Annotated in this window: 25 protein-coding genes, 1 pseudogene and 2 riboswitches; of the genes and pseudogenes, 7 read left to right on the forward strand and 19 right to left on the reverse strand. The window is 36.2% G+C overall.

Translation table 11 applies throughout. The features are described from left to right. Positions 1 to 69: 69 nt before the first annotated feature. A riboswitch (SAM riboswitch) is annotated at positions 70 to 179 on the reverse strand. 104 nt (positions 180 to 283) lie between these two features. Next, a complete protein-coding gene (locus tag ACX9YW_RS17155; protein ID WP_460348674.1) occupies positions 284 to 1,456 on the reverse strand; it encodes a pyridoxal phosphate-dependent aminotransferase in 1,173 nt (390 codons plus the stop codon). 102 nt (positions 1,457 to 1,558) lie between these two features. Between ACX9YW_RS17155 and ACX9YW_RS17160 the strand changes: the two genes are divergently transcribed. Then, positions 1,559 to 2,347, forward strand: a complete 789-nt coding sequence (locus tag ACX9YW_RS17160) for a carbon-nitrogen family hydrolase (RefSeq protein ID WP_460348676.1) — start codon at positions 1,559 to 1,561, stop codon at positions 2,345 to 2,347. A gap of 77 nt (positions 2,348 to 2,424) precedes the next feature. Beyond that, positions 2,425 to 2,576, forward strand: a riboswitch (SAM riboswitch). Between the two features lie 94 nt (positions 2,577 to 2,670). Beyond that, entirely contained in the window at positions 2,671 to 3,837 is a 1,167-nt protein-coding gene (mtnK, locus tag ACX9YW_RS17165) for an S-methyl-5-thioribose kinase (RefSeq protein ID WP_460348678.1), read from the forward strand. Between the two features lie 113 nt (positions 3,838 to 3,950). On the opposite strand, the gene ACX9YW_RS17170 is transcribed toward mtnK, so the two are convergent. From ACX9YW_RS17170 to ACX9YW_RS17185, 4 genes are all read right to left on the reverse strand, one after another. Continuing rightward, complete coding sequence (locus tag ACX9YW_RS17170; protein WP_460348680.1) at positions 3,951 to 4,529, reverse strand: DUF2087 domain-containing protein; 579 nt, start codon at positions 4,527 to 4,529, stop codon at positions 3,951 to 3,953. An 83-nt stretch (positions 4,530 to 4,612) separates the two neighbouring features. Continuing rightward, entirely contained in the window at positions 4,613 to 5,683 is a 1,071-nt protein-coding gene (locus ACX9YW_RS17175) for an ATP-binding protein (RefSeq protein WP_460348682.1), read from the reverse strand. A gap of 166 nt (positions 5,684 to 5,849) precedes the next feature. Beyond that, on the reverse strand, positions 5,850 to 8,144 hold the full coding sequence (locus ACX9YW_RS17180) for a thiamine pyrophosphate-dependent enzyme (RefSeq protein WP_460348684.1): 2,295 nt from the start codon (positions 8,142 to 8,144) through the stop codon (positions 5,850 to 5,852). After that, positions 8,144 to 9,157 carry a 2-oxoacid:acceptor oxidoreductase family protein gene (locus tag ACX9YW_RS17185; RefSeq protein ID WP_460348686.1) on the reverse strand — a complete coding sequence of 338 codons (1,014 nt, stop codon included), beginning with the start codon at positions 9,155 to 9,157 and terminating at the stop codon, positions 8,144 to 8,146. The genes ACX9YW_RS17180 and ACX9YW_RS17185 overlap by 1 nt, the downstream gene beginning before the upstream one ends. A 331-nt stretch (positions 9,158 to 9,488) precedes the next feature. Here ACX9YW_RS17185 and ACX9YW_RS17190 point away from each other — a divergent pair, with 331 nt between their 5' ends. Further along, the gene (locus tag ACX9YW_RS17190; RefSeq protein ID WP_460348688.1) at positions 9,489 to 11,231 is read left to right on the forward strand and encodes a B12-binding domain-containing radical SAM protein; all 1,743 of its coding nucleotides are present in this window, start codon (positions 9,489 to 9,491) and stop codon (positions 11,229 to 11,231) included. Positions 11,232 to 11,253: 22 nt separating this feature from the next. On the opposite strand, the gene ACX9YW_RS17195 is transcribed toward ACX9YW_RS17190, so the two are convergent. Together ACX9YW_RS17195 and ykzP are read right to left on the reverse strand one after the other, a co-directional pair. Then, entirely contained in the window at positions 11,254 to 11,400 is a 147-nt protein-coding gene (locus tag ACX9YW_RS17195; RefSeq protein WP_460348690.1) for a hypothetical protein, read from the reverse strand. Beyond that, positions 11,400 to 11,561, reverse strand: coding sequence for a protein YkzP (gene ykzP / locus ACX9YW_RS17200; RefSeq protein WP_460348692.1), 162 nt, complete (start codon positions 11,559 to 11,561; stop codon positions 11,400 to 11,402). The genes ACX9YW_RS17195 and ykzP overlap by 1 nt, the downstream gene beginning before the upstream one ends. A gap of 134 nt (positions 11,562 to 11,695) precedes the next feature. Here ykzP and ACX9YW_RS17205 point away from each other — a divergent pair, with 134 nt between their 5' ends. After that, positions 11,696 to 12,046 carry a DUF3905 domain-containing protein gene (locus ACX9YW_RS17205; RefSeq protein WP_460348694.1) on the forward strand — a complete coding sequence of 117 codons (351 nt, stop codon included), beginning with the start codon at positions 11,696 to 11,698 and terminating at the stop codon, positions 12,044 to 12,046. Between the two features lie 44 nt (positions 12,047 to 12,090). Here the strand turns inward: ACX9YW_RS17205 and ACX9YW_RS17210 are convergent, their stop codons facing one another. Then, positions 12,091 to 13,443: a TrkH family potassium uptake protein gene (locus ACX9YW_RS17210; RefSeq protein WP_460348696.1), complete on the reverse strand. Its 1,353-nt coding sequence runs from the start codon at positions 13,441 to 13,443 to the stop codon at positions 12,091 to 12,093. Between the two features lie 215 nt (positions 13,444 to 13,658). Here ACX9YW_RS17210 and ACX9YW_RS17215 point away from each other — a divergent pair, with 215 nt between their 5' ends. Then, complete coding sequence (locus tag ACX9YW_RS17215; protein WP_460348698.1) at positions 13,659 to 13,850, forward strand: alpha/beta-type small acid-soluble spore protein; 192 nt, start codon at positions 13,659 to 13,661, stop codon at positions 13,848 to 13,850. Positions 13,851 to 13,919: 69 nt separating this feature from the next. Here the strand turns inward: ACX9YW_RS17215 and ACX9YW_RS17220 are convergent, their stop codons facing one another. The 3 genes from ACX9YW_RS17220 to ACX9YW_RS17230 all read right to left on the reverse strand — a co-directional run bounded on the left by ACX9YW_RS17220 (position 13,920) and on the right by ACX9YW_RS17230 (position 17,655). After that, positions 13,920 to 15,143 carry an anti-sigma factor domain-containing protein gene (locus tag ACX9YW_RS17220; RefSeq protein WP_460348700.1) on the reverse strand — a complete coding sequence of 408 codons (1,224 nt, stop codon included), beginning with the start codon at positions 15,141 to 15,143 and terminating at the stop codon, positions 13,920 to 13,922. Continuing rightward, positions 15,140 to 15,886, reverse strand: coding sequence for an RNA polymerase sigma factor SigI (sigI, locus tag ACX9YW_RS17225; RefSeq protein WP_460348702.1), 747 nt, complete (start codon positions 15,884 to 15,886; stop codon positions 15,140 to 15,142). The genes ACX9YW_RS17220 and sigI overlap by 4 nt, the downstream gene beginning before the upstream one ends. A 188-nt stretch (positions 15,887 to 16,074) precedes the next feature. After that, a complete protein-coding gene (locus ACX9YW_RS17230) occupies positions 16,075 to 17,655 on the reverse strand; it encodes a peptide chain release factor 3 (RefSeq protein ID WP_460348704.1) in 1,581 nt (526 codons plus the stop codon). 168 nt (positions 17,656 to 17,823) lie between these two features. Here ACX9YW_RS17230 and ACX9YW_RS17235 point away from each other — a divergent pair, with 168 nt between their 5' ends. Continuing rightward, a complete protein-coding gene (locus ACX9YW_RS17235) occupies positions 17,824 to 18,234 on the forward strand; it encodes a YkvA family protein (RefSeq protein WP_460348706.1) in 411 nt (136 codons plus the stop codon). Positions 18,235 to 18,252: 18 nt separating this feature from the next. Here ACX9YW_RS17235 and ACX9YW_RS17240 read toward each other — a convergent pair. From ACX9YW_RS17240 to ACX9YW_RS17250, 3 genes and pseudogenes are all read right to left on the reverse strand, one after another. Continuing rightward, positions 18,253 to 18,333: pseudogene (locus ACX9YW_RS17240) on the reverse strand (YjcZ family sporulation protein); the annotation flags it as partial. A gap of 99 nt (positions 18,334 to 18,432) precedes the next feature. Next, positions 18,433 to 18,528, reverse strand: coding sequence for a YjcZ family sporulation protein (locus tag ACX9YW_RS17245; protein ID WP_460348708.1), 96 nt, complete (start codon positions 18,526 to 18,528; stop codon positions 18,433 to 18,435). A 105-nt stretch (positions 18,529 to 18,633) separates the two neighbouring features. Next, positions 18,634 to 19,263 (reverse strand): LysE family transporter, encoded by a 630-nt coding sequence (locus ACX9YW_RS17250; RefSeq protein WP_460348710.1) that lies wholly within the window; start codon positions 19,261 to 19,263, stop codon positions 18,634 to 18,636. A 152-nt stretch (positions 19,264 to 19,415) separates the two neighbouring features. Between ACX9YW_RS17250 and ACX9YW_RS17255 the strand changes: the two genes are divergently transcribed. Beyond that, entirely contained in the window at positions 19,416 to 19,667 is a 252-nt protein-coding gene (locus ACX9YW_RS17255) for a hypothetical protein (protein WP_460348712.1), read from the forward strand. 27 nt (positions 19,668 to 19,694) lie between these two features. On the opposite strand, the gene rluF is transcribed toward ACX9YW_RS17255, so the two are convergent. From rluF to ACX9YW_RS17280, 5 genes are all read right to left on the reverse strand, one after another. Beyond that, a complete protein-coding gene (gene rluF / locus ACX9YW_RS17260; RefSeq protein WP_460348714.1) occupies positions 19,695 to 20,396 on the reverse strand; it encodes a 23S rRNA pseudouridine(2604) synthase RluF in 702 nt (233 codons plus the stop codon). Positions 20,397 to 20,528: 132 nt separating this feature from the next. Further along, positions 20,529 to 21,566: an SDR family oxidoreductase gene (locus tag ACX9YW_RS17265; RefSeq protein WP_460348716.1), complete on the reverse strand. Its 1,038-nt coding sequence runs from the start codon at positions 21,564 to 21,566 to the stop codon at positions 20,529 to 20,531. A 166-nt stretch (positions 21,567 to 21,732) separates the two neighbouring features. Then, complete coding sequence (gene hemG / locus ACX9YW_RS17270; RefSeq protein ID WP_460348719.1) at positions 21,733 to 23,136, reverse strand: protoporphyrinogen oxidase; 1,404 nt, start codon at positions 23,134 to 23,136, stop codon at positions 21,733 to 21,735. A gap of 103 nt (positions 23,137 to 23,239) precedes the next feature. Continuing rightward, positions 23,240 to 24,793: a sensor domain-containing diguanylate cyclase gene (locus ACX9YW_RS17275; protein ID WP_460348721.1), complete on the reverse strand. Its 1,554-nt coding sequence runs from the start codon at positions 24,791 to 24,793 to the stop codon at positions 23,240 to 23,242. Positions 24,794 to 24,850: 57 nt separating this feature from the next. Then, a complete protein-coding gene (locus tag ACX9YW_RS17280) occupies positions 24,851 to 25,570 on the reverse strand; it encodes a YebC/PmpR family DNA-binding transcriptional regulator (protein ID WP_460348723.1) in 720 nt (239 codons plus the stop codon). Between the last annotated feature and the right edge of the window lie 91 nt (positions 25,571 to 25,661).

Genomic DNA, 25,661 nt, shown 5'->3' on the forward strand with positions numbered 1-25,661 from the left:
TTTCTAAAAAATTCAAATAAAAAACCTCTTCACGAAAGAAGAGGTTGGTTTGCACAGCAAAATACAATCCTCTTATCTTTCAGCATTAAGCTGCAAGAATTAGCACCGTGCTTTATATTGTAATAAAGTCGGTTGCCGGGTTTCATCGGGCTAGTCCCTCCACCTGCTCTTGATAAGAAATTATTATTATTAATATTATTATTAGTATTTTTATAGTGAAATGTTTTGTTTTTTCAAATTAATTTGGATTATGACATGATTTTTTTTGATTGTCAATCGACTTTTAGAAAATTTCTAATGCTTTCATTCTTCTAATTGCTTCCCTCATTCGCTCTTCCGATGTTAAAAGCCCAACCCTGACATACCCTTCGCCATATTCCCCAAAACCGATGCCAGGTGCGACAGCAATTTGTGCTTTATCTAATAATAAATCAGCAAACTCTTCTGAGGTAAACCTTTGAGGAACCTTTAACCATGCAAAAAATGAGCCCTTAGGTGCTTGAACCTCCCAACCAATCGATTGTAGACCATTTATCAGGACATTTCGACGAGCCTCATAAAGTGCATTTAATTCTTTCACGCAATCCTGTGAAGCAGTTAATGCCTCAGCGGCAGCTTCTTGAACAGCACCAAATAGACTAACATATAAATGATCTTGAAGGAGCTCTAAAGCGGCAATCACACTCTTATTGCCGACAGCAAAACCGACGCGCCATCCAGCCATATTATACGTTTTAGATAACGTATAAATTTCAATACCAATATCTTTTGCTCCAGGTGTTTGCATAAAGCTTAGCGGTTTTTGCCCATCAAATCCTATCGCTCCATAAGCAAAATCATGAACAACGCATAGATCATGCTGGTTAGCTAATCGTACTGTCTCACCGAAAAACTCTGGAGTTGCTGTAGCCCCTGTAGGATTATTAGGATAATTTAAAAACATCAATTTCGCCTTTTCTAAAATGGTTGGATCAATCGTTTTATAATCGGGTAAAAACCCATTTTTTTCGAGTAAAGGCATTGTCACCATTTTGGCCCCAGCAAGTGCAACTCCTGACCAATAATCCGGATAGCCCGGATCTGGGACCAAAATCGTATCCGCCGGATTTAATAAGCATTGGGGTATCTCAACCAGCCCTGCTTTTCCGCCAAAAAGGATGGCTACTTCTGACTCCGGGTCTATTTCAACCCCGTACTCACGCCGATAAAATTCTGCTGCCGCTTCTTTAAAATATTTATAACCTTGAAAGGGAGAATATTTGTGATTCACTGGATTGGCAGCAGCCTCTTGCAACTTTTTGACAATATGGTCAGGAGTCGGCTGATCTGGATTTCCTTGACCTAAATTTATCACATCATAGCCCTCGGCAACATAACGGGACACCTTTTTAACTAGCGAGGCAAAAAATTGTTTGGGTAATTTATTTAAAATTTCTGCCTGTGGAAAATTTTTCATCGTAATCACCTAGAAATTTTATTTGAAAATCTAGTCACAAATGATATATCGTTATTATCAGATTGTAAAGAAAAATATAAATTTTCATTGTGAGGGAAAGAAATGAGATTCTCAATTGCGTTGATTCAGATGGATATTGAATTTGGAAATCCGAATGGAAACTTTCAAAAGGCTTCGGAGCTGATTGCTAGTGCGATGAAAAAAAAACCTCAGGTTATCGTTTTACCTGAATTGTGGACGACAGGTTATGCTTTAAGGAATTTAGATAAAATTGCAGACATCCATGCCGAAACGACGATCAAGTTTTTGCAATCAGAGGCTAAAAAACATCATATTCATATCATCGGTGGGTCGGTTGCAAATCGCAAAGATGATGGTGTTTATAACACATTGCTTGTGATTAACAATCAAGGTGATCTTGTTCATCAATACGATAAGCTGCATCTGTTTCGGTTAATGGATGAACATCTTTATTTGAACGAAGGCAAGGATCAAGGCGTATTTTCCTTGGAGAATCACATCTTTGCAGGTCAAATTTGTTATGACATTCGTTTCCCTGAATGGTTTAGAACGCATGTACTGAAAGGGGCTGAAGCGATTTTTGTTGTGGCGGAATGGCCATTACCGAGACTTCATCACTGGAAAACCTTGTTAACGGCACGTGCCATTGAAAATCAATGTTATGTCATCGCATGTAATTGTTCTGGGTCTAATCCAGATAATTTGTTTGCCGGACATTCACTCATCATAGATCCGTGGGGAGAAATAATTGCTGAAGGTTCAGAAGCGGAAGAAATTATTTATGGTGAAATTGATTTGGAGAAAGTAAGCACTGTTAGAAAAACGATTCCTATTTTCGAAGATCGGCGGCCAAATACTTATCAAAATTAATTTTTGGGATATTGACAAAACAATTTTCTCGTTTTAGAATTCAAATCACATGCAAAAAACTAAATAGTTCAATAACTCTCTTATCAAGAGATGGCTGAGGGATTTGGCCCTTTGAAGCCCAGCAACCGACCAAAATTAGTAAACAGTGCGCATTTTGCGCCATACTATTAATTAAATGGCACGGTGCTAATTCCAACAGAAGGTATCATTGCTTTCTGAAAGATAAGAGGTGCGAAGACTGTTTCTTCAAGCCTCTTTCACATGAGAAAGAGGCTTTTTCATTTTTATAAAAAGCCTCCGAAACTAAAAGGAGGAACAACAACATGACCTATCAACCACTATCTGAAAGTTCCGCTATTGCCTTAGCGGTAAAAATGAGAATTTTCCCTGAAAATGCGTTACTAACTTGCTCTGAAATAGGAGACGGGAATTTAAATCTTGTCTTCCGAATAACTGATGGATCGACCGGTAAAGGAATTATTATCAAACAAGCTCTGCCTTACGCAAAGGTCGTTGGCGAGAGCTGGCCATTAACCTTAAAGAGAGCCAAAATTGAAGCGGATGCTCTTAAACTTTTTGGAAAAATTGTTCCTGATTATGTTCCAGTCGTCCATTTTACAGATGACCTATTGGCCATTACCGTCATGGAGGATCTCTCGCATCTTTCAATAGCTAGAACTGGGCTTATCCGCGGAGAAAAATATCCATTATTAGCGAAACACCTTGGTGAATATGTCGCTAAAACGCTTTTTTACACCTCTGATTTTGGAATGAATCAATCTGCGAAGAAAGAACTTCAACGAGAATTCATTAATCCTGAATTATGTAAAATTACCGAGGATTTAATCTTTACTGATCCTTTTTATGATGCGGAAACCAATTCATTTGAGGAATCACTGCGACCAACTGTTGAAGAACTTTGGAATGATTCAGAGCTTATTTTCCACGTCGCGTTGTTAAAAAAAAGCTTCTTAACCGAGGCAGAAAGCTTGCTTCATGGTGATTTGCATACCGGTAGTGTATTTGCTGGACCAAATGAAACCAAGGTCATTGACCCGGAATTTGCCTTTTATGGACCAGGTGGATTTGATATTGGCCAAGTAATGGCAAATTTACTATTTCAAGCAATCGCAAATAAGGAAAAACAACCTGAAATTTACCAGCAGGTAGAAACCTTTTGGAATACATTTGTTGAAAACTATTCCACTGCTTGGAATGGCGATAATCAGGAGCTACTTGCTAAAACACCTGGCCTATTAGAAGCAGTTTTAGCAAAGTTTTTCTTGGATTCACTAGGTTTCGCCGGCTGTGAGTTAATTCGTCGAACCATCGGCTTGGCTCATGTAGCAGATCTTGATCGTATACAAGACGAAGCCAAAAGAATTGAAGCCAAACAAAAATCCCTTGAATTAGGAAAAAAACTAATCAAATCAAGAAACCAAATCAAAACAATCCAACAACTACTCACAACCATCCAAACCACCATATAACCAAACACTTAAGCACTTTAAAGCATAGCGGGACTGTCCCCGAATCTTTTAAAGCACTAAAGCACTAAAGTGCTTTAGTGCTTAATAGATAAATGCTTTAAAGTGGCTTGTGTTTAGTTTTCGATTTTTGCCCACATTTCGGTTGGGTTTAGTTCGTATATGCCGTTTTCACGGTACATGTAGTGGTTCATAATGAATTCACGTCGAATCGTTGCATAGTCTTCATGATATTTGAGAATATACTCATTTATCTCTTTTTCAGGATATTTTTTACCTTTTTCCAAACCTTTTAGGATATGCTCAAAAACGATTAATTTTTTCTTTCTTTGAGCAGGAATCGTTTTTAATTTCCCATCCTTTGTAAAGAAGTTTTCTATTACCTTCAATATCTCTTCATTTTGCTCGTTCATACTCGTTTCCTTTCCTTCCATTAATTTTAGTTGTGCGTCCAAATACTGCTGAATTACTTTTTGATTTAAATAAAAATAGATGATGTTCTTGTCCCTTCGTTCACTTACAACATTGATATCCCTCAGTTTTCTAAGATGATGTGTAATCGTAGGAGGGGTTAGCCCTAATTTTCCTGCCAACGCCTGCCCATGAAGTGGTCCCTTCGACAATAAAGAAAGAATTCTTAAACGAGTCGGATCACCCATTGTTTTGTGAAAATCAACCATTTTATTTAATTGCATGTTATCATCCTTTTAAATTAGATTACTATCTAATTAGATAGTAATCTAATTCGTGATCATTTGCAATAAAAAAAGTAACCCTTTTATGGATTACTTTTGACAGGTACATAGATATGAAAAGTTGTACCGACCATTTCCTTGCTTTCTACTTCAATACGTCCACTATGTTCCTCTATAATTTTATAGGAAACCATTAACCCTAAGCCTGTTCCTCTTTCTTTTGTTGTATAAAAAGGTTCACCTAGTTTTTTTAACTTTTCAGCAGAAATTCCACTACCTTGGTCTTGAATCGAAATATGTACAGAGTGTTCTCCCTCTTTTTCAATTCGAATTCGAATCTGACCACCTTGTTGCATCACTTCAATCGCATTCTTTATTAAATTAACAAAGACTTTTTTCAATTGATTCGGTTCACAATAGACAAATGGCAAAGAACTTTCATAGTAAACTTCAAATTGAACGTTGAATAAAACGGCCTGTGCAGATAGTAATTCAACAGTCTCCTTCATGATTTGTGTTAAATCTGCTAGTGAGTATTTAACTACTTGGGGCTTCGCTAAAATTAGAAACTCATTAATGATTGAATCAATCCGATTAAGTTCTGAGAGAATAACTTGAAAGTAAAGACTACGGTCTTCATTAAATTCTCCCTGCAAAAGTTGAATAAAGCCTTTTAATGCAGTCATCGGATTCCGAATTTCGTGAGCAATTCCTGCGGCAAGTTCTCCAACAACATTGAGAGTATCTGACTTTTTTAAGCGGTTTTCCATTTCAATTTTCTCCGTTATATCTTTTACGACAAGGAAGTTAATATTCTTATAAATATGATGAATAGCACTATATTCATAGCAACGAAATGTATCTTCACTTTCAAATACTTTAAAAGTACCTTTTTGCTTCCTTTTATTTTTAATGTTTTCAAGTAAATTCATTAGCACTTGTTTATTGCTATCAGGAATTAAGGTAATCAATGATTTACCAACTAATTCATCTCTTGATATTTGAAATAATTCGCAAGCTGTTTGATTTAATTCAATTATTTCGAAATAATCATTCCATAATATAAGTCCTTCAAGTGATTTCTCAAAAACAAGTCGATATATCATACTTAGTATTTGATCTGGGGTTTGTTCGTTTGTTTTGCTTGTAATCATCCGGTACTCTTTACCTCCCCATCTACCTACAATAAATCAAAAATATTACCTAATTATTTCTCTATACCTAGATAAATATCCTTTATACAATTTATGGTAATACAAAATTCGTTTTTTTGTCAAAAATAAAACCAGCCCTATAATTAGAACTGGTTTAATAATTATTTTATAGATATGGATTTTCGTGTTTGGCTTTAAGTCGATGCCATCTCTTTTCCACTTCGGCTTCGAAATCCATTAATATCTCTTTATTTTCTTCTTTTAGTAGATGCTTTGTCTTCCCCATATATTTCAACCACTCTGAAAGAGCAACACGCTTATTTTTCTCCTCAGGGTTATAAGTAATCGTTGTTACACCTTGTTCAACCTCATATAAAGGGAAGAAACAAGAATTAACGGCTTGCTGGAGGATTACCTCACCGTAGCGGTCTTCAGATTTCCAGTTTAACGGACAGGTAATGAGAATCTTTCCATAAACCGTACCAACATTTTGCGCATACCACTGAGCCTTTGCACCCTTTTTAATTAGGTCCTGAGGAAACGCCTCAGACCCCGTAAATACATATGGAATATTGGTAGCAGCCATAATTTGAGCCGTATCTTTATGATGGAAGGCTTTCCCTTTTTGTTTTTTTCCAACTCCGGAAGTACTTGTCATATGACCAATTGGAGTAGAATAGGACATTTGTGAACCTGTATTCATATATCCTTCATTGTCGTACTCCAGCATAATAAGCTTATGACCACGAAGGGCAGTACCAATTGCAGAGCCCATCCCAATATCCATACCGCCGTCACCAGTAATCATAACAAAGGTGGCATCTTCTGCAACTTCAATTTCGCCTCGACGTTTTAATTCAAGGAACGCTTCAACAGTACCAGAAAGTGTCGCTGCACCATTTTGAAATAGATTATGCATCATTGTTTGTTTATGAGAGCTATATGGATATGATGTCGTAGTTACATAGGCACAGCCTGTTTGGAACAAAACAACAATATCCCCTTCAATTCCTTTAAAAAATAATTCTAAACCAGCAAAAATCCCACATCCTGGACATGCCCCATGACCAGAAGCAATTCGTTTTGGTTTATTTGTTAAATTTCTTAATGGAGGAATTTTCACTTTCAATTTATTCGTTTCTTCATCCATTTTGACATCAATCAGACCTGTTTTATAAACATCGCCATGTTGAGGTGTAATAACAGGCTTTAGGATTTTTTCCGGATTACCTGGAATGTGCCCATAGTAATCAAACGGCTTTTCAGCATAGCCTTTTTCTGCTGCCTCAACTGCCATATCAAAAAACTTTTCGGCATCATCTGCATAGAAATCTTTACCGCCTAAGCCAAAAACACGGCTTAAAACAATCGTTTTATTGTTCTTATCATCTTGAAGGGCTGACTTCACTTCATGAGTTAAGTTAGGACCGTTTGCACCGTATGAATCTGCACGTTCTCCAACTAGTAAAGCTTTCACATTTTTTAATGCTTCACGAATCTCTTTAGCAGGGAATGGACGAATAATATTAGGACTAATTACGCCAACCTTGATGCCTTTTTCGCGATAACGGTCGACAACATCCTTGGCAGATTCGGCTGCAGAATTCAGTAGGAAAACGGCTACTTCTGCATCTTCCATACCGTATAAATCTAATACTGAATACTTACGTCCAGAAACTCTTGCGTATTCGGCCGCTACTTCTTGATAAACTTCTCCAGCTGCATAAATGGCTTCTGATTGTTGGAAATGATTATTCATTAAATCCTCGCCATTCATATGCGCACCAATCGTTACCGGTTTTTTTGGATCACGAGCAAAATGATAATCAGTAGGACATTCGCCAACAAATTGTTGTACAACACGACGGTCAGTAAAATAATCAACCTTACGCTTTTGATGAGAAGTAAAGAATCCATCGTATGCTACAATAACAGGCAAACGAACCTTTGAGTGCTCGGCAATTTTTAAAGCCATAATATTCATATCATAAACAGCCTGAGGTGTTCTCGCTGTTAAGATTACCCAGCCCGTATTTAAACCATAATAAAGGTCAGAGTGGTCTCCTCGGATATCTAATGGTCCGCTTACTGCGCGAGTAACTAGATTCATTACCATCGGGAAACGCGTCCCTGCTTGGACCGGTAATTGTTCAATCATATATAAAAATCCATTGGCACTTGTGGCATTAAAGACGCGAGCCCCAGTTGCCGATGCACCATAACAAATCCCTGCGGAACCATGCTCACCATCGGCTGGTATTAATTTAATATCATGCTCTCCGCGAGCCTTCATTTGATCTAAGTATTGGGCAACCTCTGTTGAGGGAGTGATCGGAAAATAACCCATAATATGGTAATTGATTTGTGCCGCAGCCATTGCTGCCATTTCATTACCTGATTCAAAAGTAGTCGTTTGTTCTGCGATATTAACCGTTTTTAAGTTTTCTTCTAAAATTGCCATTAGGAAATCCCTCCTACTAAATAAGGAAAGTTTTGTTGAACACGATTCTTTTCTGCATAACCAATCATTTCACGCAGTTCTGTTAAGGCGGACGTTGGACATACCTCGACACACTTTAAGCAACCTTTGCAATATTGATAGTCAATCCCTTTTAAAAATAATTGTTTGCGGCCTTTTTTGTCCTCGCCTGCCTGCCAAACAAAGCAATAGTCAGGGCAAACCGTATCACAAGCAGCACAATGGATGCATTTTTCTTGTTCAAGCTGAGGCAGGAATCCTTGACGTGATCCACTTAAATCTTTAAGGATGCTGTTAGCCTGGGTAGTAATAACACCACCAATTTCTTGAGTTAAATAACCTAACTGAGGTTGTGGGCGTTCAAACTTTTTTCCTACTGCATCTTCTGGAACTTCGTATTTTTTAAATTTCACTTCGTTGTATCCACGATCGAAGGTGCGGATATTTGGTTCCACTAAATGTGGGTACTTTTTCTCAAACGTTTTACGGATAACATTCCGCATGATTTCTGGTTCAAGGAAATCACAAATTCGGAATAATGCACCTAGCATCGCTGTATTGACCTTTGTTTTTTCTTCTACAGCAATACTTAATGCATCTACCATTGCAACGGTTCCATATTCTATTTTTAAATCTCGTTTAATGTCATCAAAGTCTCTAGTGGAGTTGACAAGAACGATTCCATCGGGTCTTAATCCACTTACAACGTTCACCATTTTATATAATGCCTCGTGAAATACCCCAATAACATGTGGTTCTTCGATTGGACTATGGTCTCGAATTTCCACATCAGGGTCACAGTAGCGAATAAAGCTTTTGACTGGAGAGCCTTTTTTCTCGGAACCGTAAGATGAAAAGTTTGAACCATTTAACCCTAAGCCCAATACTCCGGCTTCGGCTAACATTTTTCCAGCTAAATTAGCCCCTAATCCCCCAATCGATTCTAAGCGGATTTCAAAAAATCCCAGTTCATTTTTTTGCGGTAATATAGACAATTGTCTCCCTCCCATTTTTACTAACCAAAAAGTATAAAAAACTTTCTCTTTTGTTATTTTAGGAGGTTTTTAATATTTTTGCCGTGACAAACATCATAGTTTCACAAAAAAATATATAACACTTTATTTTTTTCACCAAAAACCCTTTATATAATTGAATTGAAATCGGATACATCAATATATAACAGAATTAATTTTTATAGTATAACAGAAAAGAAATTACTTTTTTTCTCCCTTTTTTGATTGGATCCTTTATAGATTCTATCTTTTTGGTTGAAAATAAAGTAAAATAGACTGTTGATTCATAAATGTTTTTTAAGGAGTTAAAGAAATGAATATCATTTGTACAACATTAAACGCTAAATATATACATACAAATCTTGCTATACGTTATTTAAAGGCCTATGCCTCACCTGAATTTAACATTCAATTAACCGAATATACAATCAAGGATCCTGTGATGAACATCGTTACCGACTTAATCAGAAAAAACCCCGATGTCATCGGCTTTAGTTGTTACATCTGGAATATTGAAGAGACCATTAAAGTCATCAAAATGATTAAAAAAATAAATCCTGGTATTCACCTTGTTATTGGTGGTCCGGAGGTCACCTATGATGTCTATGAATGGATGGAAACGATTCCAGAATTCGATTTTATCGTCATTGGTGAGGGTGAATCCACCTTCAAACAGCTTTTGACACAGATTTCCCTCAACAAACAGTTTCATAAAGTACCTGGAATTGCTTATCGTGAAAATGGACTAATCAAAATTAACCCACAGCAAAATAAACTAGATCTAAGAGATTTACCAAGTCCATACCGTTTTGCCGAAGACATTCCCTATCTAGCCAAACGTGTGACTTATATTGAAACAAGTCGTGGTTGTCCGTTTAGTTGTCAATTTTGCCTCTCCTCAATCGAAGTGGGGGTAAGGTATTTTGACCGCGAAAAGGTTAAAAATGACATCCGATATTTAATGGCTAATGGAGCAAAAACGATCAAGTTTGTCGACAGAACTTTTAATATAAGTAGAAGCTATGCAATGGAAATGTTCCAATTTTTAATCGATGAACATTTACCTGGTGTGGTTTTTCAATTTGAAATCACCGCCGATATAATGCGTCCTGAGGTTATAGAATTTTTAAACGAAAACGCCCCTGAGGGATTATTCCGTTTTGAAATTGGTGTTCAATCTACAAATGATTACACAAATGAACTTGTGAAACGAAAACAAAATTTTACCAAACTAACACGTACAGTTACTTTAGTAAAAGAAGGCGGAAAAATTGACCAGCATCTTGATTTAATAGCCGGTCTGCCAGAAGAAGATTACACTTCATTTAAGAAAACCTTTAATGATGTGTTTGAACTACGACCTGAGGAGCTTCAACTTGGTTTTTTAAAAATGCTTCGGGGCACAGGTGTTAGATTAACGGCCGATAAACATGATTATATTTACATGGATCATTCTCCCTACGAGATTTTAGGGAATAATGTTCTTTCCTTCGAGGATATTATTCGTATTAAACAAGTTGAAGATGTGTTAGAAAAGTACTGGAATGACCATCGAATGGATGAAACAGTTGAATACTTGGTTTCAAATGTCTTTCCAACACCATTTGACTTTTTCCAGGATTTTGGAACATTTTGGGATGAACAAGGCTGGTCGAGAATTGGCCATCAACTAGAAGATCTTTTTACTAGACTTTATCAATTTCTAGCAGCCAAACAGATAGAGGATTTGGACATTATCGAAGGATTAATGAAATATGACTACTTGCTTAATCAAAAGTTTAACCCGCGCAAACCTTGGTGGGAAACACGGTTAGATAAAAGTGATCGGTCAGCCATCTATCGCAAAATTCTTGAAGAACCATTGGTATTTGGTGAACAATTTCATTCACTAAAATTAAATGAAAAAGAATTATACAAACATACCCTGCTCGAAAATCTGTCGTTTGACTTAAAAAATTACCTAATCAATCGCAAAATCAATCGTACAAATTCAATTTTATTGGCTTACTTTTCACCTGCTAATCAAAAGACAAAAATCTTTAGCTTTAAAAAATAATCCAAGGAGATTTCTCCTTGGATTATTTCTTTTGCTTTTTTTTATTATTTTCTCGTTGCTTATCGGATTGGTTTGAAAAAGCTAATTCATAAAGTTTAGCATTATTTAAATCACCAAATTCAATTCCGAATTCAACATTGGTAATTTCTTTATTTCTTTTGTTACCCATTATGCCCTACCTGCTCGTCCTTGCTTTGAATTTCGGTTTGCGCCTTTCATTGGGTTTTCACCTTCGCTAAATTCTGCCGAGAACTCCGATTCTGCAAGATTTTTCTTAGGAGTCTTACTATATTTATCAACTGCATCAAATTCCGCTTTGCGTTTGGCCATATTTTTTCCCTCCATAAAATTTGAAGTCCATATTATTGTTTCATTTCTTATGAAAAAGATACTCGTTTTAGATTGCTAAATTTTTTCGGACATAAAAAAATTCTTCTGTTCCCACAATAATCGTAAAGGATGTGATGAATATGAAAAAGGATAAAAATAAAAATCAATTTTCGATTGACGAAACTCTACCACATCAGATTACAGCTCCAAGCTTTAAAGGAACTGGGATCAAAATGCAGCCTCCCTTTAAAAATTCTCAGGGTGTTATAATTGGAGATAGTCATTATTCTTCGGCCAATTCACCGCTTGAAAATTGGTCAGATGAAACAGATCCAGCGATCATGTCGGGAGACGAATGGGTTCATCCTACTAATGATATTGGTTGGAATACAGCTGAAAATCGTGAATTATTAGAGGAAAAACGGAAACCACAAGCCTATCCATTCATGCATCCAACAAAGGATGTATCATTAGGTAAAGATTAAGGTAAATAAAAGCGAAGGAGCCAATTAAAGCCCTTCGCTTTTATTTACCCAATAATAACTCTTTCCTTCGGATAATGATAATTCGGAACAACTCGTTTTCCTCCAATAATTAATAGGAACGAAATCATTCCTACTCTTCCAATAAACATGAGGAGCATGATAATAACTTTACCAACAATTGATAAATCGGCCGTTATCCCCATTGATAAGCCTGTTGTTCCGAAAGCAGATGCTACTTCAAAAATCAATGGTAATAATGGTAATTCTTCTGTGATATATAAAATAAATACAGATGTAAAGCAAATAAATAAAGCCATCATTGAAACAACTAATGATTTAATAATATCATCTTCATGTAGTTCTCGTTTAAAAATTTTAATGTTCCGGTTACCTCGTGCAAAATGGAAAAAGAATAGTAAATTTAGGGCTAAAGTTGTTACGCGGATACCACCACCCGTTGAGCTGGGTGAGGCACCAATAAACATTAGGGCCGCAATAAACAATAGCGTTGGTTCAGTAAATTGATTGATATCCATCGTAGTTAATCCCGCGCTTTTCGTCGTAGTAGAATGAAAAAATGCATAGAAAAACGAGGCGTACCAAGATTTATCTTTAAAGAAGTGGTCAAATTCAAGAAACACAATCACAATTGTACCCAAAATTAATAAACCTAAAAATGTTACAGTTGTAAGCTTTGTATTAAGAGAAAAGTGAGATTTCTTATCATTTCGGCTGAAAAGAAATTCTTTTGTCTCGACCAACACAGGGAAACCAATAGAACCTAGAATGATTAGTAAGATAGACACTAATTGAACGAAATAATCATTAGCAAAGGGAACTAGGGATTCTCCGGTAATATCAAAACCTGCATTTGTCGTTGCACTAACCGATGCAAATAAACCATGTAGAAACGCTTCTTCCCAATTGGAATAATATTTTAAAAAATAGGTCCCTAAAATGATTGCTCCCATTAACTCGATTAAAATAATGATGACAAGAATCTGTTTTAACAATTTTACTAATCCTGCTAAACTTGATTGATTTTGATCGGTCATAATTAATCGTCGCTCACGCAAGCCAATTTTTCTACCGATGATTAACCAAAAAAAAGTTCCTAAAGTCATAACCCCAATCCCACCAAATTGTAGGACAAACATTAGGATATATATACCTTTGTCAGTAAAGGTTTCCACCATTGAAACGGTAGACAAGCCTGTAACACTAACAGCACTTACAGCTGTAAAGAGGGCATCCATAAATGTCCATTTTACACCTGGTTTTATCGCTATCGGTAAGCTTAATAAAATCATACTAACTGAAACAGCTAGAAAATAATACGCGACAATTATTTGTGCTGGAGTTAGCATTGTCAAAAACCTTCTTAATGTTTGTTTCATCCTCGTTTGGTTCCTTTCACTTGCTTAACAAATTCTCTTTCACCTTATCTTAATGAAAAACCATAAAGGAATAAAGTCATTTCTTTAAAAAATTTTATTTGGGAGTTCAAATAAAATTTACCTCTTATGATTTTCCGCAAATAGTCCAAAACTATTTGTACAGAGTTCTTCTCTGTAAATCCAACCATTTTGGTTTAATTTAGGAGTGATGAAAGATGGCAAGAAGTAGTAATAAATTGTTGGTCCCAGGTATTGAACAGTACCTTGATCAAGTGAAATATGAAATTGCTCAAGAATTTGGGGTAAACTTAGGATCAGATACTGTTTCTCGTGCAAATGGTTCAGTTGGAGGAGAAATCACTAAACGATTAGTCCAACAAGCACAAGCTCAATTATCTGGAAAGTAAATTCCAAAATACCAAAAAACTGAATAATGATATGGAAAAAAGTCCGAACCAACTGGTTCGGACTTAAAATTAATTGTTTTTCTTCTCATCTTTTTTATTTTTGTTATTAGATTTATTGGTATTGTTACCCTTATCTTTGTCTTTATTATTTTCTTTGTCTTTATTCTTTTCTTTATCTTTATTCTTTTCTTTATCTTTGTGCTTATCTTTATCGTTGTGCTTTTCTTTATCGCTGTGCTTTTCTTTATCGTTGTTTTTACCGTTATCCTTATTCTTACCATTTCCGTTGTTTTTCTGTTTTGCTTCAGGATCAGCCTTTATTTCCTCTTTATCAGTAGGAACATTTTTACTTGTTTTTTTTTCCTTTTCCGACCCTTTATTATCTTTATTTTGATTATTCTTTTTTTCTTCTTTCTTTACTTGCCCTGGAGGAACCGTTTTATCTTTTCCCTTTTGCTTATTCTGGTTTTCATGATTCTTTTCTTCTTTTACTTTTCCATTTGATTTTAATTGGTCAGATGGGTGATTGGCTGATTTATTATTTGTCTCTTTTTCATCAACCTTCATTTTATTTGAATTATGTTTATTAGAATCAGTTTTCTCTTGCTTTTGCCGTTCTTCGTTTTTCTCTTTTAGTTTATGCTCTTTATAAACTCCAGGTGTAATCCCTTGTTTGTGAGCTACTTCTCTTTCCTCTTTCGTCGCTTCGACTACAGTAAGTTGGAGATTTTCTTGATTTACTTTTGATTCTATTTTTTGAAAGCTTTCCTCAAGCTTTTTTTCTATTTTCAATTCCTTCTGTTCTTCGTAAACGGTTGAAATAACCACTTGAGCTTGCGCTTCAAAATACCCTTGTTTTTTCATTTCATCAATGATTTGACTCGTTACATCAGTAACCTCATGACGTTTCCAGTCAGTAATTTCCGCAAGCACTTTTTTACCTTCATCATTAAATGCTTCCATATCGATTACCTTTAAGTCATTATTTACTGCCAATTCTACGCTTGGATTCACATCAATCGACATGTACGCATAAACGTCATTACTTCCATAAAATGGTATAAAAGAACCGATAATTAAGATTGCTGCAATAGCGGCCGCAGCTAAGGCCTTCCCAGGAAGTAAATGTAAAAACAAAGATTTTTTCCTTTGTTCAATAGCAACGGGAAAAAAATCAATTTCTTCACCAAGTAGGTAAACTTGTTTTTGCCTACGAGCTTTTAAAAACTCGCCCTCTGGGGTCAATAATGTTAAAAAACGTTCATCCATCTCCATAATTATTCCTTTTTTCACGTTTTTAACACCCCTTTAATATAGTCCTTTAAATAGATATAGTCATTAATTAAAATTAGTGAAATGGCCATAATATATTTTCGATTACGTTCAATCGTTTTCCTGCTTACATCCACTAACTCTTCAAGTTGTTTAATGGGAAGACGCTTTTTCTCTAAAAAATAATCTCTTAATTGATGTTGCTCCACAAGGATATTTGCAATGGTAATTGCATTTTTTCTCGCATCTGCATGTTTTGGAGATTGTTCCACTAAATCTTGAAAGGATAGATCGTACTCCTTCAAAATGATTTGAAACTGAATAATTTCCTGACGTCTATGTTCAGCATCTTGCTTCCTTTCATAGTCGTCAACAGATATTTCATTTTCAATCTTCAAACTTGGTGAATCATCATCCGAATGATGTCCCCCGATATCAAAGCTTACCATCGGGTTCTTCGAAGCCTTGCGAATATAGTCAATCACTCTACGCTTTATCATTATTTCTGCAAAACTTATAAGGGAGCTCCCTTTATCGGGGCTATATTTTTGAATGGCTTCATGAAAGGCAATAAGGCCAATGCTAAATTCATCATCAGATTCATAAATATAACGCTTGCAAACGGAAGATACCGTTTTAGCAATAAATGGTTTATACGATTCTATGGTCTCATTTAATAAAGTAAGATCACCTTGTTGGATTTTTAATACGGTTTCCTCTAATGATCGTTTTTTCTTTTTAGTCATAAATAATAAACCGAGCAATAGCCTCACCTCTCTTTACCTGTATCATTATAACATACGAGGAAAAGACAAAATATAAGGGGGTTTACTCGAAAAAAGTGTAATCGCGATTACTTTTTCACTAAACTATTACGAAAATATCCGTTTTGTTTTGGGGGTAAGAATAAAAAAACGACTCTTCTACTTATGAGAGAGTCGTTCATTTTATTCTAGCTCTGATAATCCATTGGATTATAAAGTTTTACAGCAGGATTTTTCTCGGTAAACCATCTTAGAGCAAATTCATTTTCAAAAAGGAATGCATATTTATCGAAACGATCCTTGACAAGAATACTTCGGGAACTGGATAGGTTTTCATCAACGATGTCCCCATCGACCCATCTTGTAATTTTTGAGCCCAATCGTTCCATTATAACTTCGGTATTGTACTCATTCCGCATCCGATGCTCAAATACCTCAAATTGCAACTGTCCTACAGCACCTAGGTAATAATCATCTGTCTTAACCGTTTTAAAAAGCTGAATGGCACCTTCTTGTACAAGTTGCCCAATCCCTTTTTGAAACGATTTTTGTTTCATTACGTTTTTTGCCGAAACACGAACGAATAACTCAGGAGTAAATTGCGGTAATTTTTCATATTGAAAATGATCTTTCCCTACTGTTATCGTGTCGCCAATTTGGTATGTCCCAGTATCATACAGACCAATAATGTCTCCACTCACTGCCTCTTCAACGGTGCTTCTATCATCCGCCATAAATTGCGTTGATTGGGAAAGTTTCATTTGCTTTCCTAATCGTGGGATATTTACCGTCATACCACGTTCAAATTTCCCTGAACAAACGCGTAAAAAAGCAATACGATCACGGTGAGCTGGGTTCATATTGGCTTGAATTTTAAAAATAAAGCCAGAAAACGATTCAGAAAGTGGATCAATTTCCCCTACGCTAGAATTTCTTGGTTGTGGAGCAGGTGCAAATTTTAGATAGGTTTCTAAAAATGTTTGTACCCCAAATGTCGTTAGGGCACTTCCAAAGAATACTGGCGTAATCGAACCGTTCATCACTCGTTCAGCCGAAAATTCGTTGCCAGCTTCATTCAATAGCATTATTTCTTCAAGCGTTTGGTCGTATAATCCCGATTTCTTTAAAGGATGCTCACCTTCAATTTCCCCATCATCATTTAATGGGATAAATCGTTGATCCTCGTCAACACGAAATTGTTCAATCCGATTGTAAAAGCGGTCGTAAATACCTAGGAATTCCTTGCCCATCCCTATTGGCCAATTCATTGGGTAAGATTCAATCCCCATTACCTCTTCCAACTCTGCTAGCAACTCGAGCGGATATTTTCCTTGACGATCTAATTTGTTAATAAAAGTAAAAATTGGAATGCCACGCATTCGGCAAACTTTAAACAGCTTTAAGGTTTGTTCCTCAATCCCCTTTGCTGAATCGATGATCATTACCGCACTGTCAACAGCCGTTAACGTCCGGTAGGTATCTTCACTAAAGTCTTGGTGTCCGGGTGTATCAAGAATATTGACACGAAAGCCATTGTAATCAAACTGCATGACACTGGAAGTAACAGAGATACCACGCTGTTTCTCGATTTCCATCCAGTCACTTGTGGCAAATTTACCTGTTTTCTTTGCTTTAACGGTTCCGGCATCTCTGATAGCGCCACCGAACAAAAGCAACTTTTCCGTTAACGTCGTTTTCCCTGCGTCAGGGTGGGAGATAATCGCAAAAGTCCGGCGCGATAATACTTCATCTTGAAACTTTTTTACCATATTGAAAAATCCTTTCTATTTCCCTTCAAATTTTCACTCATAAAATTAATCTTATCTTTCTCCTCATCACTTTGCAATTACAATTTATTCATATCCAAATTTTCGAAAAGAGGTGATTGCTACATATTCGTATGGGTCTATTGTATAATAATTTTTAGAGGTGATGAAATGTTAAAAGAGCGGTTTAAAAATGGACATTTACGTTTTACTGAGGCAGCAAAGGATTATGTTGAATCACCTGAAAAAACAAAGGAATTAATTCAATCAGCAGGGAAAAAAGCAGCAAATAACAAAAATTCCCTACAGGATGTATGGGATCGACTGCACTTATTATTCGATTTTGTTACGGATTGGCGGAATGGCGAATATAGAAAAGTTCCAAATGGTTCTGTTCTAATGATTGTTGCGACGATTATTTATTTTGTTTCTCCAATTGATATGGTTCCAGATTTTCTTATAGGATTAGGAATATTAGATGATGCCGCTGTAATTGGTTTTACACTAAAACAAATTGGGACAGATTTGGATAAATATAAAGAATGGAAAGAAGACAAAAGTAAAAGAGATCCTAGTAAATAGGATCTCTTTCTTTAAGGATTAACAAAAGCAAGCTGCGCCTACAATGATTAAAAGGATGAAGAGAACAACGATTAATGCGAAGCCTCCTCCAAACCCTCCACCATATCCATAACCATAACCGCAACCACCAAAACCACCATAACCATAACCGTACATACTTTCCACTCCTATTCTTTTATATGATTTTTATAATTGGGATTAGAAACACCAAGCGGCCCCAATAATGATTAACAAGATGAACAATACAACAAGTAAGGCGAAGCCTCCGTTAAAATTACAACATGTGCCTGACATTCAAACTACCTCCTTCTCGAGTCTAATTTATACTATTCAGAATCGGGAAGTTGTGCGATTAACTATAAGAAAAATGGGCTCTTTATCTTCTATATGGCTTAAATCTCATGAAAAGAATAGTATTTTTATCGCTTGGTATCCAAAATACGTTCCAAAACCGATTAAGGATATCCCTGATACCAACGAAATCCAAGTGATAATTTTTTCTGTTGACCATTTTCTAAAACCACTCGAAATTCCAGCCATCATAATATCCCAGATAAATAACCCTAAAAATATCGCTAAACTATAAATAATTAACTGTTGATGACTCGAAGTAGCAGCCGTTTTGGCTAGAACAGATCCATAGATTCCCAACCAAAACAAAATCGTTAGTGGATTAGATATTGAAATAAAGAAGCCAGAAAAAAATGACCTATAAAGTGGCTCTTCTCTCTTGTTACGATAGGAAATTGCTGGTCCAGAGTTCGCTATACTTTCTATACCTGTGTAAATTAATACAAAGCTGCCGAATAACCATAAAAAGGTTTGCATAAACTGCGTTTCAAGAAATTTTATTACACCTATGTAAACTAGTAGCATATAACAACCATCCGCAACAAATGCTCCAACTCCGACCAACCAAGAATGCCAAAATCCGTTTCTAATTCCCTTGTCTAATTGTGCCGCATTAACAGGACCAATTGGGGCTGCTAATGATAACCCTAAAAGTACATAGCTTAGAAAAACACTCATAAAACCCACTCCTAACCTGAATAAAAAGACCTTGTCTTAAAACTTATTCAGTCGGATATGGTTGTACAACTTTTTTATAAAAGATGGGCAAGTAATTCTCCATTATGGGGAAAAATGTTGGAATAAGACTACATTAAAAAGGTGTGAAAAATATGAATGATAATGAGATTTATTCTAATATTAAACAAGTTGTCCAAGAGGCAGAAGAAGCGGTAATAAAAGCTCAAGGTAATTCTGAACCTCAATTTTTACAACAAGCAGGTCAACAACTTATGCACGCAAGTGAATATATTGATCATATAGAAAATCAAGTTGATTCCGTCAATGGAGTTCTTGCGGAAGACATACATCGCGCAAAAGAACATCTTCGGAATCTCCAAGAAAATCAAAATGCCTTAAAATAAACAAAGAGGTGTTCATGTGAACACCTCTTAAGATGGAAAATAGTCCAACTCCTGGAACAAATCATTAAGTTCCTCGACTGTCAAATCTCGCCACTGACCAATTGGCAATTTTCCTAGTTTAATATTCATGATGCGAATCCGTTCCAATTTTACAACGCGATAACCGAAAACCTTGCACATCCTACGGATTTGTCGATTTAATCCTTGTGTTAAAATAATTCGAAATGTCCGGTCGTTCATTCTAGTTACCTTGCATTTCTTTGTTTTGACACCTAAAATTTCTACCCCATTTGCCATCCCAGATAAAAATTCTTGGTTAATCGGCTTATCAACTGTCACAATATATTCCTTCTCATGTCCAAACTCAGAACGAAGAATTTTGTTAACAATGTCACCGTCATTCGTTAATAAAATGAGCCCTTGGGAATCTTTATCAAGTCGTCCAATTGGAAAGATTCGTTCTTTATGATTAACAAAATCAACCATATTACCTTTAACCTGCTTTTCAGAAGTTGAGGTAATACCTACAGGCTTATTCAAAGCAATATAAATTGGTTTCGGTTTTGCCTTTATCGGCTTCCCATCAATAAGGACAATATCCCCAGGCTCTACCTGACTCCCATGCTCACAAAGAATACCATTAATCGTAATTCTGCCTGCCTCCACTAATCGATCAGTTTCTCGCCTTGAGCAAAATCCCGTTTCGGCAATATACTTATTTATTCTCATTCGAAACCCCATTTCCCATAACTAATTCAATGATCATGGGTTAAATCTATCGAAAAGAAAAAATTTAGTCAAGACTAGTGTCACTACGAAGGATCTGACTTTTAATCATTCTTGACTTTGGGATGTAAAATTTTATTCTTTCACTGTACTGGTTTGCCATTTTTCAAGCAATTGACCTTCCTTATCACTCTTCATTCCCGCTTTCATTGGCTGAGAAGGATCCTTTGTTAAATACCAGGCTAACGTGTCTTGAGCCGTTTCTTCCACCGAACGGAATGTCAGACCCGCGGCAAGTGCCCTTGAGGTATCGGCTGAAAGCATACCACTCATATCCTTGCCATCAGGTAGCTTCCCTTGGGGTAACCATAACGGCATTTCCATCCAAGGTCCAACCTCATTTTCCAATAAAAAATGTTCATCTACCCAAATGAATTCAGCATGACTATTAAGCCCTTGTTTGATGGAATTTAGCATAGATTCCATCGTTAAATTCTTATCCAAGCCGGTAGCATTAAATATACCAAACTCTTGTTTTTCTACCATACCAATCGTCCATTTCGCTAAATCGCGAACATCAATAAATTGAACCATCCGATCCGGACTTCCAGGTGCTAAAATTTTCCCTCCATCATTAACCCGCTTGACCCAGTAGGTAAAGCGATCAGAACCGTCATACGGCCCGACAATCAGTCCTGGTCGGATGATTGTACTCTTAGTTGGTATAATAGTAAGTAAGGTTTGTTCACACAAAGCTTTTAACTCTCCATAATAGCTCATGATGGCAGAATCGCCTTCTTTATATAGTTCATCTGCCTTTTCCCTCGACACCATTAATAAATCAGATTCCTCATCAAAATTCTTTTTGGAAAAATCCTTGTAAACTGAAATCGTTGAAATTAGCACATATTGACCAACATTTTCTTTTAAAATCTCGGCTGACTTTTCTACTGATTGTGGCCAGTATCCGCATGTATCAATAACAGCGTCCCATTTTCGATTTTCCAATAAACTAATCTCCATATTTCGATCGCCATGGATTTGCTCGACATGATTAAAATCTGTTTTATTGTTACCACGGTTGAATAAAGTGATTTCATGATTCTTCTTTAAGCCCTCTTCTACAAGGTATCTCCCCAAAAACCTAGTTCCACCAATAATTAATATCTTCATCTTGCACCCCCATAATATTTCTCCCCCTACCTTTATTCTAAATAGTTTGAAAATTAATTACAAATTTTAAGAAAGCACTTTAACGCTTTAAAGCAAGTGGGGACAGTCCCCACTTGCTTTAAAGTGTTAAAGTGCTTGCCTGATTTCTAAATGAATGACAGCCTATTTATAGAGCTGTCTTTTTTTGATGCATTTTTTGTATTTGCAGAGCAATGTTTTTGCCATTTGTAATACAATCCGGAATTCCAACACCATAATAAGAGCAGCCGGCAATCAATATTCCTGGATAGTTCGCATCGAGCTTTCTTTCAATCGCATCAACTGTCTGTGGATGTGATATTAAATAATTTGGCATACTATTCGACCATAAAGTAACCTCATGTACAACTGGCATACTCGTAATTCCCAAGCTCTTTCTAATGTCGTCCATTGCAACTTGGAGCAGCCTTTCTTTCCCCGCTGTTTCTAATTCTGAATAAACAGGGTGACTACTTTTATAAAAAAGTCTAACTAATAAATTGCCCTTTATCGATGTATGTTGCCACTTTCGACTCGTCCATGTACAAGCATTGCATGATAATTCATTTTTAGACGCACTGATAAATCCTGTCCCATCCGTAGGTAGAATGGCATCAGGTACATCATAACCGAGATACACACTAATTAATGAACTGTTTTTCAGGTCTGAAAATTCAGCCAGCAAATCACTGTCAGCCAAAATCTCTCCCGCTACTGTATGTGGAATAGCCAAGATACAATAGTTACATTCAATGATTTCCTCGTTTTGTAGATGAATTTGATAGAAATCGTTTGCTTTTGAAATATTATTTACTTTTAACCCCTTTAAAACCTCAACATCTTCTAGTTTTGATTCATAAGCATCAATTAATGTCGACAGACCATTTATAAAAGAAAAAAACTTTTTTCCCTCACCGCTTTGAAACTTTTCCTTATTTGCCTCAAATCCTTTGATGATGCTACCGTATTTATTTTTATAATCAAGTAAATATGGTAAGGTCGATTTCAAGGTTAGGTCACTTAAATCCCCGGAATAAACACCTGATAAAACAGGTGCAATCTGCTTTTCAACTAGTTCCTTACCGAAATAATATTCGAGGAAGTCGCCAATTGAGTCGTTACTTGTAAAATGGCTATCCGTTTTATAAAGATCCTGTAATGCGCTTACTTTTCCCTCTGCGGATATTAATGTACTTTTTGCTAGAGATTCGATGCTTGTAGGGATACCAAAGACAGAGTCTGGCGGAATCGGTTTCAATTCTCCATCAGTGTAAATAAAAGATTTGCCAGTGGCATTGAAAACCACCTCATCTTCTAAACCCAATTCCTCAATAAAAGATAAACCTGTGATTTTCCGAGAAACAATGGAATCAGCACCTGTTTCCATCACAAAACGATCCTTTGTCACAGTACGGATTTTGCCACCAAGCTCCTCATTCTCTTCGATTAGGATCAACCTGATTTTTTCTTTTGATTCTTTTTTCCATTTATGTAATTCGTAAATGGCTGAAAGACCTGTCACGCCACCGCCAATGACTACTATTGTTTTCACCGATATTCACCTCTACCTTACTTTTGACAATCAAATTTTAACATAAAAAAACAAAAAGCACAGGATAACCTGTGCTAATAAAACTACTATCAACCGTCCATTTTTATCGTTCATCAGCACTGATAACGCGATTGCGCCCCTCATTTTTCGCTTTATATAAGGCCATGTCGACTAAATGAAATAATTCTGTATGATGAGAGGAATTAGTTGGCAGATGGCCAATTCCCATTGACACGGTGATGGGTCTACCAATGGGATTTTCCGATTCTTCTGTTGCTCTTCTAATATTTTCAGCAATTTGAAAAGCAATTTTTGGTTCTGTATTAGGCAGGATGACGATAAACTCCTCGCCGCCAAACCGATAAAGAAGGTCATCCTTCCGTGTTTCCTTTTTTAATATTTCTGCTAATAATTTTAGAACATCATCGCCTTTTAAATGGCCAAACTCATCATTTACTAATTTAAAATGATCAATATCTAACAGTAATAAACTATAGTCATTCAATTCCTTGACGGTTTTGTTATAAGACCTCCGATTGTTCAAACCAGTTAAGGGATCTAGTGTAGCTTCATTTTCAAAGTAATGTATTTGTTTCTTATAAAACTCTACCATAATAAACATTGATTTTTTTAACTCGGTTAATTCAAAAAAGGTTTCTGGAATGGATGGTAAAGGTATGGATTGTTTTTCAATTATTTGATGAGAAAAGTCTGCCAATTTCCTTAAAGGCTGTACAATCTTTTTTAACAAGAGTAACGCTAATAGGAAAACAAACATCATAAATGGTATCGTGTATTTTGCCACCTGGATTGCCATGTCATAAGTAGGTCCACTGACTGAATCCTTTGGGGTTTGACTGACAATTCCCCAGTGACTTCTTTTTACAGATGCATAACCTGCAAGCATAGCAATGCCTTTTGTATTAATTACCTCTTCCTGACCACTTTTTCCTTCTATGAGTTTTTGAACAACTTTATTTTCTCTTGCATTTTTATTAATCTGGTCACTATCTGGATGGTAGATAATGGTACCGTTTGAATCAACCACATAGACATATGAATTTTTTAGATGTTTTGGATGTTCGCCAAGAGTCTTTTTTAGACTATTATCCTCATTTAAATAAATGGTTCCTGCTAAGAAACCTTTATAAATCCCATCATCATTAAAAACCGGAAATGAAACAAGAACAAGTAAACGTCCTGTTACACCGAGATAGGGCGATGAAATATAGGGTACTTTTCTTTTCAGTGATTCTGTTGCCCCAAGAGATGTTAACCTTTTCCCCTCTAAACCAAGGTGTGGTACTGTCGTTGCGACCAATCCTTTATTCGTAACAAATAATAAAGAGTTAAAATAATCAGTTGAATCCATAAGCTGATTAAGATTTTTATGAAGTGCTTGATAATTAATGGTTAGTGAATCATCTGACAATACAGCTGCCTGGACCTTTAAGGTTCTAATCATATTCATGAACAATGAATTCGTTGTTGAGGCGAGTTTTTCCGCATAATACTGATTTTCAATCAAGTAATTTTTTTCTAAGTTTTCTTTACTAACAACAATGCTAGAATAAAGACTTCCAATAAACGTTCCAATGATGGAAAATAACATTAAAGCCATAAAGAGCGTCTGAATCGTATTCCGTTTAAATCTCATCCCTTCATTCCACCTTATAAAAAAGCAGACCCCTAATTTCAGGTCTGCTATGATTCATTATTCGCCCAGATCAACGTTATGATACACTTGACGTACATCCTCTAAATCTTCTAGTGCATCAATCATTTTTTCAAATTTCGCTTGTGCCTCTTCAGGTAAAGTTACTTCGTTTTGAGCCAACATCGTTAACTCAGCCACCGTAAATTCGGTAATTCCGACATTTTTAAATGCTTCTTGAACAGCATGGAATTGGTCCGGTTCTGCATAAACAATAACATGATCTTCTTCTTCAATGATATCCCGTACTTCAACATCAGCTTCCATCAACAATTCCAGCACTTCGTCAGCTGTCTTTCCTTCAATTCCAAACACGGCAGTTGCATCAAACATATAGGCAACAGAGCCGCTGACACCCATATTCCCACCATTTTTACCAAAAGCAGCTCGTACATCAGATGCAGTTCGGTTGACGTTATTTGTAAGGGCATCAACAATTACCATTGACCCACTAGGTCCAAATCCCTCATAACGAAGCTCGTCATAACTTTCTTCTGAACCACCTTTAGCCTTTTCAATCGCTCGATCAATAATCGTTTTTGGTACGCTGTATGTTTTCGCACGTTCAAGAACGACCTTTAATGCTGTATTGGATTCAGGATTTGGCTCTCCTTGTCTAGCTGCTACATAAATTTCACGGCCAAATTTAGCATAAATACGACTCGTGTTTGCATCCTTTGAAGCTTTCTTTTCCTTAATATTGTTCCATTTACGACCCATTTCGAACACTCACTTTCAGATAAGAATCTGTACAGAATTATTATAATGAAAAATGTGGATACTACAATAGTTTTTATTATATCGAACTTGT

This window comes from Pseudoneobacillus rhizolycopersici (assembly GCF_054786815.1).

Excerpts from the sequence above, each read along its gene's own strand:
- ACX9YW_RS17155 (WP_460348674.1), bottom strand. The coding sequence starts at position 1,456 with ATGAAAAATTTTCCACAGGCAGAAATTTTAAATAAATTACCCAAACAA.
- ACX9YW_RS17160 (WP_460348676.1), top strand. The coding sequence starts at position 1,559 with ATGAGATTCTCAATTGCGTTGATTCAGATGGATATTGAATTTGGAAAT.
- mtnK (WP_460348678.1), top strand. The coding sequence starts at position 2,671 with ATGACCTATCAACCACTATCTGAAAGTTCCGCTATTGCCTTAGCGGTA.
- ACX9YW_RS17170 (WP_460348680.1), bottom strand. The coding sequence starts at position 4,529 with ATGCAATTAAATAAAATGGTTGATTTTCACAAAACAATGGGTGATCCG.
- ACX9YW_RS17175 (WP_460348682.1), bottom strand. The coding sequence starts at position 5,683 with ATGATTACAAGCAAAACAAACGAACAAACCCCAGATCAAATACTAAGT.
- ACX9YW_RS17180 (WP_460348684.1), bottom strand. The coding sequence starts at position 8,144 with ATGGCAATTTTAGAAGAAAACTTAAAAACGGTTAATATCGCAGAACAA.
- ACX9YW_RS17190 (WP_460348688.1), top strand. The coding sequence starts at position 9,489 with ATGAATATCATTTGTACAACATTAAACGCTAAATATATACATACAAAT.
- ACX9YW_RS17195 (WP_460348690.1), bottom strand. The coding sequence starts at position 11,400 with ATGGGTAACAAAAGAAATAAAGAAATTACCAATGTTGAATTCGGAATT.
- ykzP (WP_460348692.1), bottom strand. The coding sequence starts at position 11,561 with ATGGCCAAACGCAAAGCGGAATTTGATGCAGTTGATAAATATAGTAAG.
- ACX9YW_RS17205 (WP_460348694.1), top strand. The coding sequence starts at position 11,696 with ATGAATATGAAAAAGGATAAAAATAAAAATCAATTTTCGATTGACGAA.
- ACX9YW_RS17210 (WP_460348696.1), bottom strand. The coding sequence starts at position 13,443 with ATGAAACAAACATTAAGAAGGTTTTTGACAATGCTAACTCCAGCACAA.
- ACX9YW_RS17215 (WP_460348698.1), top strand. The coding sequence starts at position 13,659 with ATGGCAAGAAGTAGTAATAAATTGTTGGTCCCAGGTATTGAACAGTAC.
- ACX9YW_RS17230 (WP_460348704.1), bottom strand. The coding sequence starts at position 17,655 with ATGGTAAAAAAGTTTCAAGATGAAGTATTATCGCGCCGGACTTTTGCG.
- ACX9YW_RS17235 (WP_460348706.1), top strand. The coding sequence starts at position 17,824 with ATGTTAAAAGAGCGGTTTAAAAATGGACATTTACGTTTTACTGAGGCA.
- ACX9YW_RS17245 (WP_460348708.1), bottom strand. The coding sequence starts at position 18,528 with ATGTCAGGCACATGTTGTAATTTTAACGGAGGCTTCGCCTTACTTGTT.
- ACX9YW_RS17250 (WP_460348710.1), bottom strand. The coding sequence starts at position 19,263 with ATGAGTGTTTTTCTAAGCTATGTACTTTTAGGGTTATCATTAGCAGCC.
- ACX9YW_RS17255 (WP_460348712.1), top strand. The coding sequence starts at position 19,416 with ATGAATGATAATGAGATTTATTCTAATATTAAACAAGTTGTCCAAGAG.
- rluF (WP_460348714.1), bottom strand. The coding sequence starts at position 20,396 with ATGAGAATAAATAAGTATATTGCCGAAACGGGATTTTGCTCAAGGCGA.
- ACX9YW_RS17265 (WP_460348716.1), bottom strand. The coding sequence starts at position 21,566 with ATGAAGATATTAATTATTGGTGGAACTAGGTTTTTGGGGAGATACCTT.
- ACX9YW_RS17275 (WP_460348721.1), bottom strand. The coding sequence starts at position 24,793 with ATGAGATTTAAACGGAATACGATTCAGACGCTCTTTATGGCTTTAATG.
- ACX9YW_RS17280 (WP_460348723.1), bottom strand. The coding sequence starts at position 25,570 with ATGGGTCGTAAATGGAACAATATTAAGGAAAAGAAAGCTTCAAAGGAT.